This is a genomic window from Pseudomonas sp. SYWMCR5, from assembly GCF_057197165.1.
Genome location: NZ_JBXUNH010000011.1, coordinates 47,009 through 59,906 on the forward strand (window position 1 = coordinate 47,009; position 12,898 = coordinate 59,906).

The 12,898-nt window shown below is 63.4% G+C and carries 12 protein-coding genes and 1 tRNA gene; 10 read left to right on the forward strand and 3 right to left on the reverse strand.

Annotated elements, in window-relative coordinates; all coding sequences use genetic code 11:
* Positions 1-262: 262 nt before the first annotated feature.
* The 9 genes from AC2CGW_RS23235 to AC2CGW_RS23275 all read left to right on the forward strand — a co-directional run bounded on the left by AC2CGW_RS23235 (position 263) and on the right by AC2CGW_RS23275 (position 7,792).
* Positions 263-1,990 (forward strand): tetratricopeptide repeat protein, encoded by a 1,728-nt coding sequence (locus tag AC2CGW_RS23235; RefSeq protein ID WP_484574672.1) that lies wholly within the window; start codon positions 263-265, stop codon positions 1,988-1,990.
* A 3-nt stretch (positions 1,991-1,993) separates the two neighbouring features.
* On the forward strand, positions 1,994-2,611 hold the full coding sequence (lolB, locus tag AC2CGW_RS23240; protein ID WP_484574673.1) for a lipoprotein insertase outer membrane protein LolB: 618 nt from the start codon (positions 1,994-1,996) through the stop codon (positions 2,609-2,611).
* A gap of 4 nt (positions 2,612-2,615) precedes the next feature.
* Positions 2,616-3,476 carry a 4-(cytidine 5'-diphospho)-2-C-methyl-D-erythritol kinase gene (gene ispE / locus AC2CGW_RS23245; protein WP_186711213.1) on the forward strand — a complete coding sequence of 287 codons (861 nt, stop codon included), beginning with the start codon at positions 2,616-2,618 and terminating at the stop codon, positions 3,474-3,476.
* A 20-nt stretch (positions 3,477-3,496) separates the two neighbouring features.
* Positions 3,497-3,571, forward strand: a tRNA-Gln gene (locus AC2CGW_RS23250).
* A gap of 47 nt (positions 3,572-3,618) precedes the next feature.
* The gene (locus AC2CGW_RS23255) at positions 3,619-4,560 is read left to right on the forward strand and encodes a ribose-phosphate pyrophosphokinase (RefSeq protein WP_029614333.1); all 942 of its coding nucleotides are present in this window, start codon (positions 3,619-3,621) and stop codon (positions 4,558-4,560) included.
* Between the two features lie 121 nt (positions 4,561-4,681).
* Positions 4,682-5,281, forward strand: a complete 600-nt coding sequence (locus AC2CGW_RS23260; protein ID WP_484574674.1) for a 50S ribosomal protein L25/general stress protein Ctc — start codon at positions 4,682-4,684, stop codon at positions 5,279-5,281.
* Positions 5,282-5,361: 80 nt separating this feature from the next.
* Positions 5,362-5,946: an aminoacyl-tRNA hydrolase gene (gene pth, locus AC2CGW_RS23265; protein WP_054894616.1), complete on the forward strand. Its 585-nt coding sequence runs from the start codon at positions 5,362-5,364 to the stop codon at positions 5,944-5,946.
* Between the two features lie 22 nt (positions 5,947-5,968).
* Positions 5,969-7,069 (forward strand): redox-regulated ATPase YchF, encoded by a 1,101-nt coding sequence (gene ychF, locus AC2CGW_RS23270; RefSeq protein ID WP_186667640.1) that lies wholly within the window; start codon positions 5,969-5,971, stop codon positions 7,067-7,069.
* A gap of 255 nt (positions 7,070-7,324) precedes the next feature.
* A complete protein-coding gene (locus tag AC2CGW_RS23275; RefSeq protein WP_484574675.1) occupies positions 7,325-7,792 on the forward strand; it encodes a DoxX family protein in 468 nt (155 codons plus the stop codon).
* A 31-nt stretch (positions 7,793-7,823) separates the two neighbouring features.
* Here the strand turns inward: AC2CGW_RS23275 and AC2CGW_RS23280 are convergent, their stop codons facing one another.
* On the reverse strand, positions 7,824-8,840 hold the full coding sequence (locus AC2CGW_RS23280) for a 1-aminocyclopropane-1-carboxylate deaminase (RefSeq protein WP_186711642.1): 1,017 nt from the start codon (positions 8,838-8,840) through the stop codon (positions 7,824-7,826).
* Between the two features lie 157 nt (positions 8,841-8,997).
* Between AC2CGW_RS23280 and AC2CGW_RS23285 the strand changes: the two genes are divergently transcribed.
* The gene (locus AC2CGW_RS23285; RefSeq protein ID WP_411383798.1) at positions 8,998-9,507 is read left to right on the forward strand and encodes an Lrp/AsnC family transcriptional regulator; all 510 of its coding nucleotides are present in this window, start codon (positions 8,998-9,000) and stop codon (positions 9,505-9,507) included.
* A gap of 22 nt (positions 9,508-9,529) precedes the next feature.
* On the opposite strand, the gene mdeB is transcribed toward AC2CGW_RS23285, so the two are convergent.
* Positions 9,530-12,238 carry an alpha-ketoglutarate dehydrogenase gene (mdeB, locus tag AC2CGW_RS23290; RefSeq protein WP_484574676.1) on the reverse strand — a complete coding sequence of 903 codons (2,709 nt, stop codon included), beginning with the start codon at positions 12,236-12,238 and terminating at the stop codon, positions 9,530-9,532.
* Between the two features lie 39 nt (positions 12,239-12,277).
* On the reverse strand, positions 12,278-12,745 hold the full coding sequence (locus AC2CGW_RS23295; RefSeq protein ID WP_186711639.1) for a transketolase: 468 nt from the start codon (positions 12,743-12,745) through the stop codon (positions 12,278-12,280).
* Positions 12,746-12,898: the final 153 nt, after the last annotated feature.

Genomic DNA, 12,898 nt, shown 5'->3' on the forward strand with positions numbered 1-12,898 from the left:
GGTTGGGACGGGAAGCCGATAATTGTCCTACTTCGCAGGATTCAGGACAACCACCGTTCGCTATTGTCGTGATGAGCCTGGGCTATCTCGAGGCCTGCGGACAAGGCGCGAATCAAGGCCAGGCACCTGCCGCAACCAGTTGTGGTAGCGGGCCTGCCCGCCGAACATCCCGCGCCCGGCGCGGTCACACACTTCGCGGGTGGGTTTGCCCCCGCGCTTGTGTCATCATGCTCCGACCGCCGGTTAGTCCACCAAAGCCTCTATGAACAAACCCTACGCATTGCTGCTTGCCTTCGCCCTGCTCCAGGGCTGCCAGAGCCTGACCCCGCACAAGAGCGAGGATCAGCAAGCTGTTGCCGAAGCCGACAAGCCCGAGGCGAAAGCGCCTGTGGTGTATGGATCGTTCAAGCAGGACACACTCTACAGCCTGCTGGTGGCTGAGCTTGCCGGCCAGCGCAATCGCTTCGACATTGCCCTGGCCAACTATGTCGACCAGGCGCAGAAGACCCAGGATCCGGCCGTCTCCGAGCGCGCCTACCGCATCGCCGAGTACCTCGGAGCCGACGAACCGGCCCTCGACACCGCGCTGATCTGGGCCCGCAACGACCCGCAGAGCCTCGACGCCCAGCGCGCCGCAGCGATCCAGCTGGCCCGTTCCGGGCGCTACGACGACGCCATGGCCTATATGGAGAAAGTGCTTCAGGGCCAAGGCGACACCCACTTCGACTTCCTCGCCCTGTCTGCCGCCGAAACCGACCAGAGCACCCGCGACGGGCTGATGCAAAGCTTCGATCGCCTGCTGGTCAAGTACCCGGACAACGGCCAGCTGGTCTTCGGCAAGGCCCTGCTGCTCAACCAGGACGGCAAGACCGAACAAGCACTCGAACTGCTCGAAAGCCACCCGCCACGCAATGGCGAAATCGCGCCGATCCTGCTGCGCGCGCGCCTGCTCCAGGCCCTGGACCGTGGCGACGAGGCCCTGCCACTGCTGCGCGGGGCGATTCGCGACAATCCGGACGACAAGCGCCTGCGCCTCACCTATGCGCGCACGCTGGTCGAGCAAGACCGCATCACCGACGCCAAGGCCGAGTTCGAGAACCTGCTGCAACAGTACCCGGATGACGACGAGCTGCGTTATTCGCTGGCCCTGGTGAGCATGGAGAACAAGAACTGGGACGAGGCCGAAGGCTATCTGCAGGAACTGGTCGAGCGCGACAGCAACGTCGACGCCGCGCACCTGAACCTCGGCCGCATTCGCGAAGAACGCAACCTGCCGGCAGCGGCCCTGCGCGAGTATGCGCTGGTCGGCCCAGGCCCGGACTACCTGGCCGCGCAATTGCGCCAAGCCGACATCCTGATCGCCAACGGCCGCAGCGCCGAGGCCTCGCGCCACCTGGCCGAAGCCCGCGAAGCACAGCCCGACTATGCGATCCAGCTCTACCTCATCGAGGCCGAGACCCTGGGTAACAATGGCAAGGAAGCCCAGGCCGACCAGGTACTGCAGCAGGCCATCAAGCGCTACCCCGACGACCTCAATCTGCTCTACACCCGCGCCATGCTGGCGGAGAAGCGCGACGACCTGCCGCAGATGGAAAAAGACCTGCGCGCCATCATCGCCCGCGAGCCGGAAAACGCCATGGCCCTCAACGCCCTGGGCTACACCCTGGCCGACCGCACCACACGCTATGGCGAGGCCAAAGCACTGATCGACAAAGCCCACCAGCTCACCCCGGACGATCCTGCAGTGCTCGACAGCCTGGGCTGGATCAATTATCGCCTGGGCAACCTGGACGAGGCCGAACGCCTGTTGCGCCAGGCGCTGGAGCGCTTCCCCGACCATGAAGTCGCCGCCCATCTGGGCGAGGTGCTGTGGGCCAACGGCAAACGCCGCGAAGCCCGCCAGGTCTGGGCCAAGGCCTTCGCCGAGCAGCCCGACAGCCCTATCCTGCGCAAGACCGTCCTGCGCCTGACCGGATCCGAGAACCTCTAAATCATGCGTTTGCGTCATCTCATCACCTTCGCCCTCATCGCCCTGCTCACCGGCTGCGCCGGTTTTGGCACCCGTGAAGCCGTCCAGGGCAATGGCAGCCCGCAACAGTGGCGCGAACACAAGCAACAATTGAGCACCCTCGACGGCTGGCAGATCAACGGCAAGGTCGGCATCCGTGCCCCGCGTGACTCGGGCAGCGGTACGCTGTTCTGGCTGCAGCGCCAGGACTACTACGACATTCGCCTGGCAGGTCCTCTGGGTCGTGGCGCCGCACGCCTGACCGGCCGCCCCGGCGGCGTGGTGCTGGAAGTGGCCAACCAGGGTCGCTACGAAGCAGCGAACCCCGAAGCCTTGCTCGAAGAGCAACTCGGCTGGCGCCTGCCGGTGTCGCATCTGGTCTGGTGGGTCCGCGGCCTTCCGGCCCCCGACAGCAAGAGCCAGCTGACCCTCGATGGCGACAGCCGCCTGGCCCGCCTCACCCAGGACGGCTGGGAAGTCGAATACCTGAGCTACATCGAGCAGAACGGCTACTGGCTGCCCGAGCGCCTCAAGCTGCGCGGCGAAAACCTCGACGTCACCCTGGTGGTCAAGGACTGGCAACCCCGCCAGCTGGGACACTGATCCGATGCACAGGCTCACCCTGCCCGCCCCGGCCAAGCTCAACCTGTGGCTGCACATTACCGGCCGACGTGCCGACGGCTACCATGAGCTGGAAACCGTGTTCCAGTTCCTCGACCACGCCGACCAGTTGAGCTTCGAGCTGCGCAACGATGGCCTGATCCGCCTGAACACCGAGATCGCCGATGTCCCCCACGACAGCAACCTGATAGTGCGCGCAGCGCGCAAGCTGCAGGAACAGTCCGGCACGCAACTGGGTGTCGACATCTGGCTCGACAAGATCCTGCCCATGGGCGGCGGTATCGGTGGCGGCAGCTCCGATGCGGCCACTACCCTGCTCGCCCTGCACCATCTCTGGCAGCTCGACTGGCCGGTCGACCGCCTTGCTGCGCTGGGGCTGACACTGGGCGCAGATGTGCCGGTGTTCGTACGCGGTCACGCCGCCTTCGCCCAGGGTGTCGGCGAACAGCTGACCCCGGTTGATCCTGAAGAACCCTGGTATGTCGTGCTGGTGCCGCAAGTGTCTGTCAGCACAGCGGAAATTTTTTCGCATCCAGAGTTGACACGTGATTCCCTCCCCCTTAAGATGCGCCCCGTTCCCGAGGGAAACAGTCGAAATGACTGCCAACCGGTGGTAGAGCAACGTTATCCAGAAGTTCGCAATGCGCTGAATTCGCTGGGTAAATTTACGGAAGCTCGAATGACCGGCACTGGAAGTTGCGTGTTTGGGGCCTTCCCAAGCAAAGCCGAAGCTGATAGAGTTCTGGCCCTTCTTTCAGAGACCCAAACAGGGTTTGTGGCAAAAGGAAGCAATGTTTCGATGTTGCATCGCAAGCTGCAAGGTCTGATCAAGAAGTCGAGCGCATAAGCGTTCGCAGCAACAGATACAGGGGCGTCGCCAAGCGGTAAGGCAGCAGGTTTTGATCCTGCCATGCGTTGGTTCGAATCCAGCCGCCCCTGCCATTTTCCTTATACTCATCCAGGTTACCCTCAGCCTTCAGGTACTGCGCGTGTCCAAGATGATGGTCTTCACGGGGAATGCCAACCCCGATCTGGCTCGGCGTGTAGTACGTCAGCTGCATATCCCACTGGGTGATGTTTCTGTCGGTAAATTCTCCGACGGCGAAATCAGCACTGAGATTAATGAAAACGTCCGCGGTAAAGACGTCTTTATCATTCAGCCGACTTGCGCTCCGACCAACGATAATCTGATGGAACTGGTAGTGATGGCCGACGCCTTCCGCCGCTCCTCAGCTTCCCGAATCACCGCTGTGATTCCTTACTTCGGATACGCCCGCCAGGACCGCCGTCCGCGTTCGGCACGTGTAGCCATCAGCGCCAAAGTCGTCGCTGACATGCTCACTGTCGTGGGTATCGACCGTGTTCTCACCGTCGACCTGCACGCTGACCAGATCCAGGGGTTCTTCGATATTCCTGTCGACAACATCTACGGCTCGCCCGTACTGGTCGACGATATCGAAGACCAGCGTTTCGATAATCTCATGATCGTCTCCCCCGACATCGGTGGTGTGGTGCGTGCACGCGCCGTCGCCAAGTCGCTGGGCGTCGACCTGGGTATCATCGACAAGCGCCGCGAGAAAGCGAACCACTCCGAGGTGATGCATATCATCGGCGACGTCGAAGGACGCACCTGCATCCTGGTAGACGACATGGTCGACACCGCCGGCACTCTGTGCCACGCGGCCAAGGCCCTGAAAGACCACGGCGCTGCCAAGGTCTACGCCTATTGCACCCACCCGGTTCTGTCGGGTCGTGCGATCGAGAACATCGAGAAGTCGGTGCTCGACGAGCTGGTGGTGACCAACACCATCCCGCTGTCCGCCGCTGCTCAAGCCTGTGACCGTATCCGCCAGCTGGATATCGCACCGGTAGTCGCTGAGGCGGTCCGCCGCATCAGCAACGAAGAATCGATCAGCGCGATGTTCCGCTAAGCGGAACGCACGCTGACGAAAAGCGCCCCGCCCCGGCATCGATGTCGGGGCGGGGCTTTTTTGCCATCCCCGTCCGGCGCTGGTCGCAAACGCCCTCGGGGGGCTATTTTGGAGAAACAAAATGACTGATTTCACCCTGAACGCCAAAGCGCGTACTGACCTGGGGAAAGGTGCGAGCCGCCGCCTGCGTCACTCCGCCAACATCCCAGCCGTTGTCTACGGTGGTAACAAGGACGCCGAGTCCCTGACCATCCTGGCCAAGGAAATCACCAAGCTGTTCGAAGACGAGGCTGCCTTCAGCCACGTTCTGCAGCTGAACGTCGACGGCACCAAGCAAGACGTCATCGTCAAGGCCCTGCAGCGCCACCCGGCCAAAGGCTTCATCATGCACGCCGACTTCGTTCGCGTCGTTGCTGGCCAGAAGCTGACCGCCAAGGTTCCGGTTCACTTCGTTGGTGAAGAAGCCCCGATCAAGAAAGGCGGCGAGATCTCCCACGTAGAATCCGAGATCGAAGTTTCCTGCGAAGCCAAAGACCTGCCTGAGTTCATCGAAGTCGACCTGTCCAAGGCCGAAATCGGCACCATCATCCACCTGTCGGACCTGAAAGCTCCGAAAGGCGTAGAGTTCGTCGCTCTGGCCCACGGTGATGACAAAGCCGTTGCCAACGTTCACGCCCCACGCGTGTCCGCTGAAGCTGCTGAAGAAGGCGCTGCCGAGTAATCCACTCGCACGCCGGCGTTGATCGGGTTACAGTGCCGCGCGCACCGTAACCCACCAACTCCAAGGAAAGAGCCCCTGACGTGACCGCCATCCAGTTGATCGTCGGCCTGGGTAACCCCGGCCCCGAATACGAACAGACCCGGCATAACGCAGGGGCTCTTTTCGTTGAACGCATTGCCAGCGCCCAGCGCGTTTCGCTGTCTGCTGACAAAAAGTATTTTGGCCTGACGGCTAAGTTCAGCCATCAAGGCAACGATGTTCGCCTGCTGATTCCCACCACCTACATGAACCGCAGCGGCCAGTCCGTGGCGGCCTTGGCCAATTTCTTCCGCATCAAGCCGGAAGCGATCCTGGTGGCGCATGACGAACTCGACCTGCCTCCCGGCGTCGCCAAGCTCAAGCGTGGCGGCGGGCATGGCGGGCACAACGGCCTGCGCGACATCATCGCGCAGCTCGGCAACCAGAACGACTTCCACCGCCTGCGGCTTGGCATTGGCCACCCGGGCGACGCCAAACTGGTCTCCAACTTCGTCCTGGGCCGCGCGCCGCGCGCCGAGCAGGAGAAGCTCGACGCCAGCATCGATTTTGCCCTCGGCGTGCTGCCGGACGTACTGGCCGGCGACTTCGCCAAGGCCATGCGCGAACTGCACAGCCAGAAGGCCTGACTTTCTAGAAAGGGGAATTCCCATGGGTTTCAATTGCGGCATCGTCGGCCTGCCCAACGTCGGCAAGTCCACCCTGTTCAACGCCCTGACCAAATCCGGTATCGCGGCGGAGAACTTCCCCTTCTGCACCATCGAGCCGAACAGCGGCATCGTGCCAATGCCCGACGCACGCCTGGCGGCGCTGGCCGAGATCGTCAAGCCGAACCGCATCCTGCCGACCACCATGGAGTTCGTCGACATCGCGGGTCTGGTCGCCGGTGCTTCCAAGGGTGAAGGCCTGGGCAACAAGTTCCTCGCCAACATCCGCGAGACCGACGCCATCGCCCATGTAGTGCGCTGCTTCGAAGACGAGAACGTGATCCACGTCTCCAACAGCGTCGACCCCAAGCGCGACATCGAGATCATCGACCTCGAACTGATCTTCGCCGACCTCGACAGCTGCGAGAAGCAACTGCAGAAGGTCGCTCGCAACGCCAAGGGCGGCGACAAGGAAGCCCTCGCACAGAAGGCCTTGCTGGAAAAGCTGATCCCGCACTTCACCGAAGGCAAGCCTGCGCGCAGCCTGATGAAGCATATGGCTGACGACGAGAAGGCTGCCATCCGCGGCTTCCACCTGCTGACCAGCAAGCCGGTCATGTACATCGCCAACGTTGCCGAGGACGGCTTCGACAACAACCCGCACCTGGACGTGGTGAAAGCCATCGCCGAGGAAGAAGGCGCGGTCGTGGTGCCGGTGTGCAACAAGATCGAAGCGGAGATCGCCGAGCTGGAAGACGGCGAGGAGAAGGACATGTTCCTCGAGGCCCTGGGCCTTGAAGAACCCGGCCTGAACCGCGTGATTCGCGCCGGCTACGAGCTGCTCAACCTGCAGACCTACTTCACCGCCGGTGTACAGGAAGTGCGCGCCTGGACCGTCCGCGTCGGCGCCACCGCCCCGCAAGCCGCCGGTGTCATCCACACCGACTTCGAGAAAGGCTTCATCCGTGCCGAAGTGGTCGCCTATGACGACTTCATCCAGTTCAAGGGTGAAGGCGGTGCCAAGGAAGCCGGCAAATGGCGCCTGGAAGGCAAGGACTACATCGTCAAGGACGGTGATGTGATGCACTTCCGCTTCAACGTCTGATCGCGCTGCAGGAGCATTCGGTACGCCGTCTCACTCCGAGCCAATAAAAAAACCGCGCCTTTGCGCGGTTTTTTATTGGCTATTGGAAGCCTCGATGGGCGAGGGGCCGCTAGGCGAAGATCACGGCTACTGTTAATGCAGCTGGAATTGACAAGTCCAATCCGCCCGCTTTATCCCGCCGGCATCAACCACCATCATTGAATCAACCGCTCCACTGCCGACCATCGACGCAAGCAACACTGCGAGGGCTCGAACATGACCAGCATTCCCCGCGACACCCCGTCATCCGTCCGCAATCTTCAGGCACGCCTGGAGCCGGTGTTCTACGCCCTGCTGCGCGGTGTACTGGGCATCGTCATGTTCACCCACGGGCTGCCCAAGCTGCTGGGTGACTCACATGGCTCGATGGCCGATCCGATGGCCAGTTCGACCCACCTCATCGGCAACGTGATGGGCCTGCCGTTCGCCGCCGAACTGGCGTTTCTGGTGATGCTGCTGGAAACCGTCGGCGCGCTGATGCTCGTCGTCGGCGTGCTGACCCGGCCCGTTGCCCTGGCCATGGCCGCGGAGATGGTCGGGATCAGCTACGCCCTCGGTCCGACCTGGCCGTGGGTGGACCGGGGCATCGAATATCCGGTGATCCTCGGCAGCCTGGCGTTGTACATGGCCATCCGGGGCGGCGGACGCTTTGCCTTGGATCACACGTTGTGGCACGGGCGCTAAGTGCAACGCGACCCGTTCAGGCGACGCTCGATCAGCCGTTACGGAACAGGAAGCTGTAGGCGTTGAGTGCCGGCACACCGCCCAGGTGCGCATACAGCACCCGCGAACCTTCGGGGAATTCGCCATCGCGCACCATGCCGATCATCCCCGCCATCGACTTGCCCTCGTACACGGGGTCGGTCAGCACCCCCTCCAGCCGGCCACACAGGCGGATCGCCTCCAGCGTGCCCTCGTTCGGCAGCCCATATTCGGGGTAGGCGTAGCGGGTATCGAGCACCACATCGTCCTCGGTGATCTCGCGCCCCAGGTCCACCAGCTCGGCGGTGTGACGTGCGATGCGCAGGATCTGCGCCTTGGTCTGCTCCGGCTTGGCTGAAGCGTCGATGCCGATCACCCGCTGCGAGCGCCCATCGGCGGCAAAACCGACCACCATGCCCGCCTGAGTGCTGCCGGTAACCGAACACACCACGATGTAGTCGAACTTGAAGCCCAGCTCCGCCTCCTGCTGGCGTACTTCCTCGGCAAAGCCGACAAAGCCCAGCCCGCCGTAGGGGTGCTCGGAGCACCCTGCCGGAATCGGGAACGGCTTGCCGCCCTTGGCGCGAACATCCGCCATCGCCTGCTCCCAGCTGGGGCGGATACCGATGTCGAAGCCCGCGCTGTCGAGCCGCACATCGGCCCCCATGATGCGTGACATCTCGATATTGCCGACACGGTCATACACAGCGTCGGAGTAGTTCACCCAGTTTTCCTGCACCAACACGCACTTCATGCCCAGGTGCGCGGCCACTGCGGCGACCTGGCGCGTCTGGTTCGACTGGATGCCGCCGATCGACACCAAGGTGTCGCAGCCTTGTTGCAGCGCCTCGGGGATCAGGTATTCGAGCTTGCGTGTCTTGTTGCCACCAAAGGCCAGGCCGCTGTTGCAGTCCTCGCGTTTGGCATAGAGCTCGACCTTGCCCCCCAAGTGGGCACTCAAGCGCTTGAGCGGGGTGATCGGGGAGGGACCGAAGGTCAGCGGGTAACGCTCGTAGCGACTCAGGTTCATGGTTGTGCTCCCAGTTGCGAAACACGCGGATCGCGGGCTCCGATAGGGTCAATGCTAGGGAGGTTGGTGGAAAAACGGGTTGCAAGTTTTCCCTGAATTTCGAGCTATTGTTTTATTGATCGATCATTTCACTTCGCTTTGTTGTGAGGTCCAGGCATTGAAAGCAATAAATGAACGCGAGCGGAAAACCCCTCCCCTGTCCGGGCCGCCACAGCTCGACCGTATCGACCGTGCGATTCTGCGTGCCCTGCAGCAGGACGCCTCGATTGCCAACGTGGCCTTGGCCGACAAAGTCAAGCTCAGCGCCCCGGCCTGTCTGCGACGGGTCGAACGCTTGAAGCAGGCGGGGTTGATCAAGGGCATCGTCGCCCTGCTCGACAGCGAGCGGCTGGATGCCGGGATGGTGGTGTTGATCGGCGTGGTACTGGACCGCTCCACCCCGGAGTCCTTCGCCGCATTCGAAGCGGCTGCGCAGAAGGTCTCCGGGTGCATGGAGTGCCATGTGGTGACGGGGGAGTTCGACTATTTCATGCTGCTGCGCACCCGCGACAGCCAGAGCTTCAACCGCCTCCATGCCGAGCAGTTGCTGTATCTGCCGGGGGTGCGGCAGATCCGTTCGTTCATGGGCCTGCGCCAGGTGCTTTCGACGACTCGGATTGTGTTGTAGAACAACACTTCACGCCGCGATCTCAACACCCCCACGGCACCGGCGCCTCGGCCTCGATGCCATAGCGCACGATCGCCTCGGCACACCGCTGGCGCTCCAGCACGCCTTCATCGGCCAGGCTCGACAAGGCCGCCAGCACGATCTGCCGGCTGTCCACCTCGAAGAAGCCACGCAGCCGCTCGCGGCTGTCGCTGCGTCCGAAGCCATCGGTGCCCAAGGCAACGAAGCGATCCTGCACGTATGGCGCCACCAGGTGCGGCCAGGCGCAGACATAGTCGGTCGCGGCAATCACCGGCGCGCCCTTGGGCAGGCACTGCACCAGGTGACTGACCCGCGCCGACTCCTGCGGATGCAGCCGGTTCCAGCGTTCCACCTCCCGTGCCTCGCGCGCCAGCTCGCTGAAACTGGTGGCGCTGAACACTTCACTGGCCACGCCCCAGTCCTGCGCCAACACGCGTGCCGCCGCCTGGACTTCGCGCAGGATCGTACCTGAGCCCAGCAACCGCACCGTGCCACTCGCCCCTTCGGGCAGGTGTTGCTCCAGACGGTAGAGCCCCCGGATGATGTCGTCCTCGACCCCTTCCGGCAGGCTGGGCTGTGGATAGTTTTCGTTCATCAGGGTGACGTAGTAGAACGCATCTTCCTGCGCTTCGAGCATGCGCCGCATGCCGTGGTCGAGGATCACCGCGAACTCGCCGGCAAACGCCGGATCGTAAGCACGGCAGTTGGGCACCGTCGAGGCGATCAGCAGGCTGTGGCCGTCCTGGTGCTGGAGTCCTTCGCCGCCCAGGGTGGTACGCCCGGCAGTGGCGCCCAGCAGGAAACCACGGGCGCGCTGGTCGGCGGCGGCCCAGATCAGGTCGCCGATACGCTGGAAGCCGAACATCGAGTAGTAGATGTAGAACGGCAGCATCGGCAAGCCATGGGCCGAATAGCTGGTGGCCGCCGCCACCCAGGAGCTGATCGCCCCCGCCTCGCTGATGCCCTCTTCGAGGATCTGCCCGTCAAGCGCCTCGCGGTAGCAAAGGATCGAACCGATGTCTTCGGGCTCGTAGCGCTGGCCGACGCTGGAATAGATACCGATCTGCTTGAACAGGTTGGCCATGCCGAACGTGCGCGCCTCGTCGGCGACGATAGGCACCACTCGCGGCCCGAGCTGAGGATCCTTGAGCAACCCGCCGAGCATGCGCACGAAGGCCATGGTGGTGGACATTTCCTTGCCATCGGCCTGGGTGGCGAATGCCGCGTAGCTCGCCATCGCCGGCACCGGCAGCCCCTGGGCCTGGCGTGGCCGCGACGGCAGGTAACCGCCCAGTGCCTGGCGGCGTGCATGCAGGTAGCGCATCTCGTGACTTTCGTCGGCAGGCTTGTAGAAGGCCAGGGACTCGGTCTGCTCATCGCTCAATGGCAGGTTGAAGCGATCGCGGAAGGCCATGAGCGCCTCGCGGTCGAGCTTCTTCTGCTGGTGCGTGGTCATCTTGCCCTGCCCGGCCTCACCCATGCCGTAGCCTTTCTTGGTCTGCGCCAGTACCACGGTCGGGCGACCATCACCTTGCTGGGCGGCATGGTAGGCGGCATGGATCTTCACCATGTCGTGACCACCGCGCTTGAGCCGGTCGATCTGTTCGTCGCTCATGCCTTGGGCCATCTGTGCCAGCGCCTCGCTCTGGCCGAAGAAATGCTCGCGGTTGTAGCGCCCATCCTTGGCGGCGAACGTCTGGAACTGCCCATCGACGGTGGCCGACAGCGTGCGCTCCAACTCGCCGGAGGCATCGCGGGCGAACAGGCCATCCCAATCCGATCCCCAGACCAGCTTGATCACCCGCCAGCCCGCACCGCTGAACAGCGCCTCCAGTTCGTCGATGATGCGCCCGTTGCCGCGCACCGGGCCGTCCAGGCGCTGCAAGTTGCAGTTGACCACCCACACCAGGTTGTCCAAACGCTCGCGCGCGGCAAGGGTAAGCGCCGACATGCTTTCCGGTTCATCCATCTCGCCATCACCGAACACGCCCCACACCCGACGCCCGGCGCTCTGGCGCAGGCCCCGGTGCTCCAGGTAGCGCATGAAGCGCGCCTGGTAGATCGAGCTGATCGGCCCGATGCCCATGGAGCCGGTGGGGAACTGCCAGAAATCAGGCATCAGCCAGGGATGTGGATAACTCGACAGACCCTGCACACCGCGGCGCCGCGCAGTGATTTCTTGTCGATAGTGCTCCAGTTGCTCAACCTGCAAGCGCCCTTCGAGGAAGGCCCGGGCATAGACACCCGGCGCCGAGTGCGGCTGGAAGAACACCAGGTCACCCGCCCCCGGTGCATCGCCGCCACGGAAGAAGTGGTTGAAGCCGACCTCGAACAAGTCGGCGGCACTGGCGTAGCTTGCAATATGACCGCCCAGCTCGCCGTAGGCCTGGTTGGCGCGCACCACCATGGCCAGCGCGTTCCAGCGCATGATCGAGGCCAGGCGTTCCTCGGTCGCCAGGTCGCCTGGGAAAACCGGCTGCTGCTCGACGCCGATGCTATTGATATAGGGCGTGCCATGCCCTGGCTGCCAGCCGACTGCGTGACGCCGCGCCAGCGCCGCAAGCCTGTCGAGCAGCACCCGCGTGCGCGGTGCGCCTTCGTGTTCGAGCAGCGACAGCAACGCGTCGCGCCACTCGTCCAGGCCCTGGGAGTCGATATCGTCCTCGGCGGACGGCTCGCGCAACGATCCTGCGGCTTGATGGATGCTCATGACAGCGCTTGCACCTCGGTGTGCTTGTTGGGTGGGGTTTCAGACCGCCAGGAAGCGTTCCTCGAGAATCCGCTTGACCAGCATCCGCGCCACGTCGACGACCTGCTCGACCTGTGTCACGGGCGAGCCCTGACGACTGATCGCGGGGTCGAGCTGCAGGCAGCGCAGCTCATGGCCACACACTGAGCCTAGCCATGCCAGGCGCACCTGCCCGTCGCTCTCGAGGTCTAGCAGGTAGCACCGCTTGGAGACCGCTCGCAGCAGCGCGCTGGCCTCGCACACCGACTCGGCGGCAAGCGTGCGCTGCCCCTCCCCGGCGGCCAGCCAGTTGGCCTGCAGGCCGTCCATGTCCTGCACGTGCAGATGGGCAACTTCGTTCCAGCCATCGAGCGCGGCGTGCAGCCCGCTGCCCAGGCTTTCGGGCAACGCTGCGCTGGACACCACCACCACCGCCACGTCCTGCGATGGCGCCTTCACCCACCTTGCGAACCTGGAAATCGCCAGCATGACCTGCTCCCTCTCGTCGGGCCTGTGCGCATGAAACCTGCTCCAAAACGATACTCAGCGCAGGTTTGAATTTCATACCTATTCTCAAGCTTGATCGGGAACATCCTTCCCGTTTCCTAGCACCCATTGAAGACCGTCCCGTGACTGCTTTGC

What these genes read in the sequence shown, in the direction of transcription:
- AC2CGW_RS23235 (WP_484574672.1), top strand. Translation starts at nt 263, where the DNA reads ATGAACAAACCCTACGCATTGCTGCTTGCCTTCGCCCTGCTCCAGGGC.
- lolB (WP_484574673.1), top strand. Translation starts at nt 1,994, where the DNA reads ATGCGTTTGCGTCATCTCATCACCTTCGCCCTCATCGCCCTGCTCACC.
- ispE (WP_186711213.1), top strand. Translation starts at nt 2,616, where the DNA reads ATGCACAGGCTCACCCTGCCCGCCCCGGCCAAGCTCAACCTGTGGCTG.
- AC2CGW_RS23260 (WP_484574674.1), top strand. Translation starts at nt 4,682, where the DNA reads ATGACTGATTTCACCCTGAACGCCAAAGCGCGTACTGACCTGGGGAAA.
- ychF (WP_186667640.1), top strand. Translation starts at nt 5,969, where the DNA reads ATGGGTTTCAATTGCGGCATCGTCGGCCTGCCCAACGTCGGCAAGTCC.
- AC2CGW_RS23275 (WP_484574675.1), top strand. Translation starts at nt 7,325, where the DNA reads ATGACCAGCATTCCCCGCGACACCCCGTCATCCGTCCGCAATCTTCAG.
- AC2CGW_RS23280 (WP_186711642.1), bottom strand. Translation starts at nt 8,840, where the DNA reads ATGAACCTGAGTCGCTACGAGCGTTACCCGCTGACCTTCGGTCCCTCC.
- mdeB (WP_484574676.1), bottom strand. Translation starts at nt 12,238, where the DNA reads ATGAGCATCCATCAAGCCGCAGGATCGTTGCGCGAGCCGTCCGCCGAG.
- AC2CGW_RS23295 (WP_186711639.1), bottom strand. Translation starts at nt 12,745, where the DNA reads ATGCTGGCGATTTCCAGGTTCGCAAGGTGGGTGAAGGCGCCATCGCAG.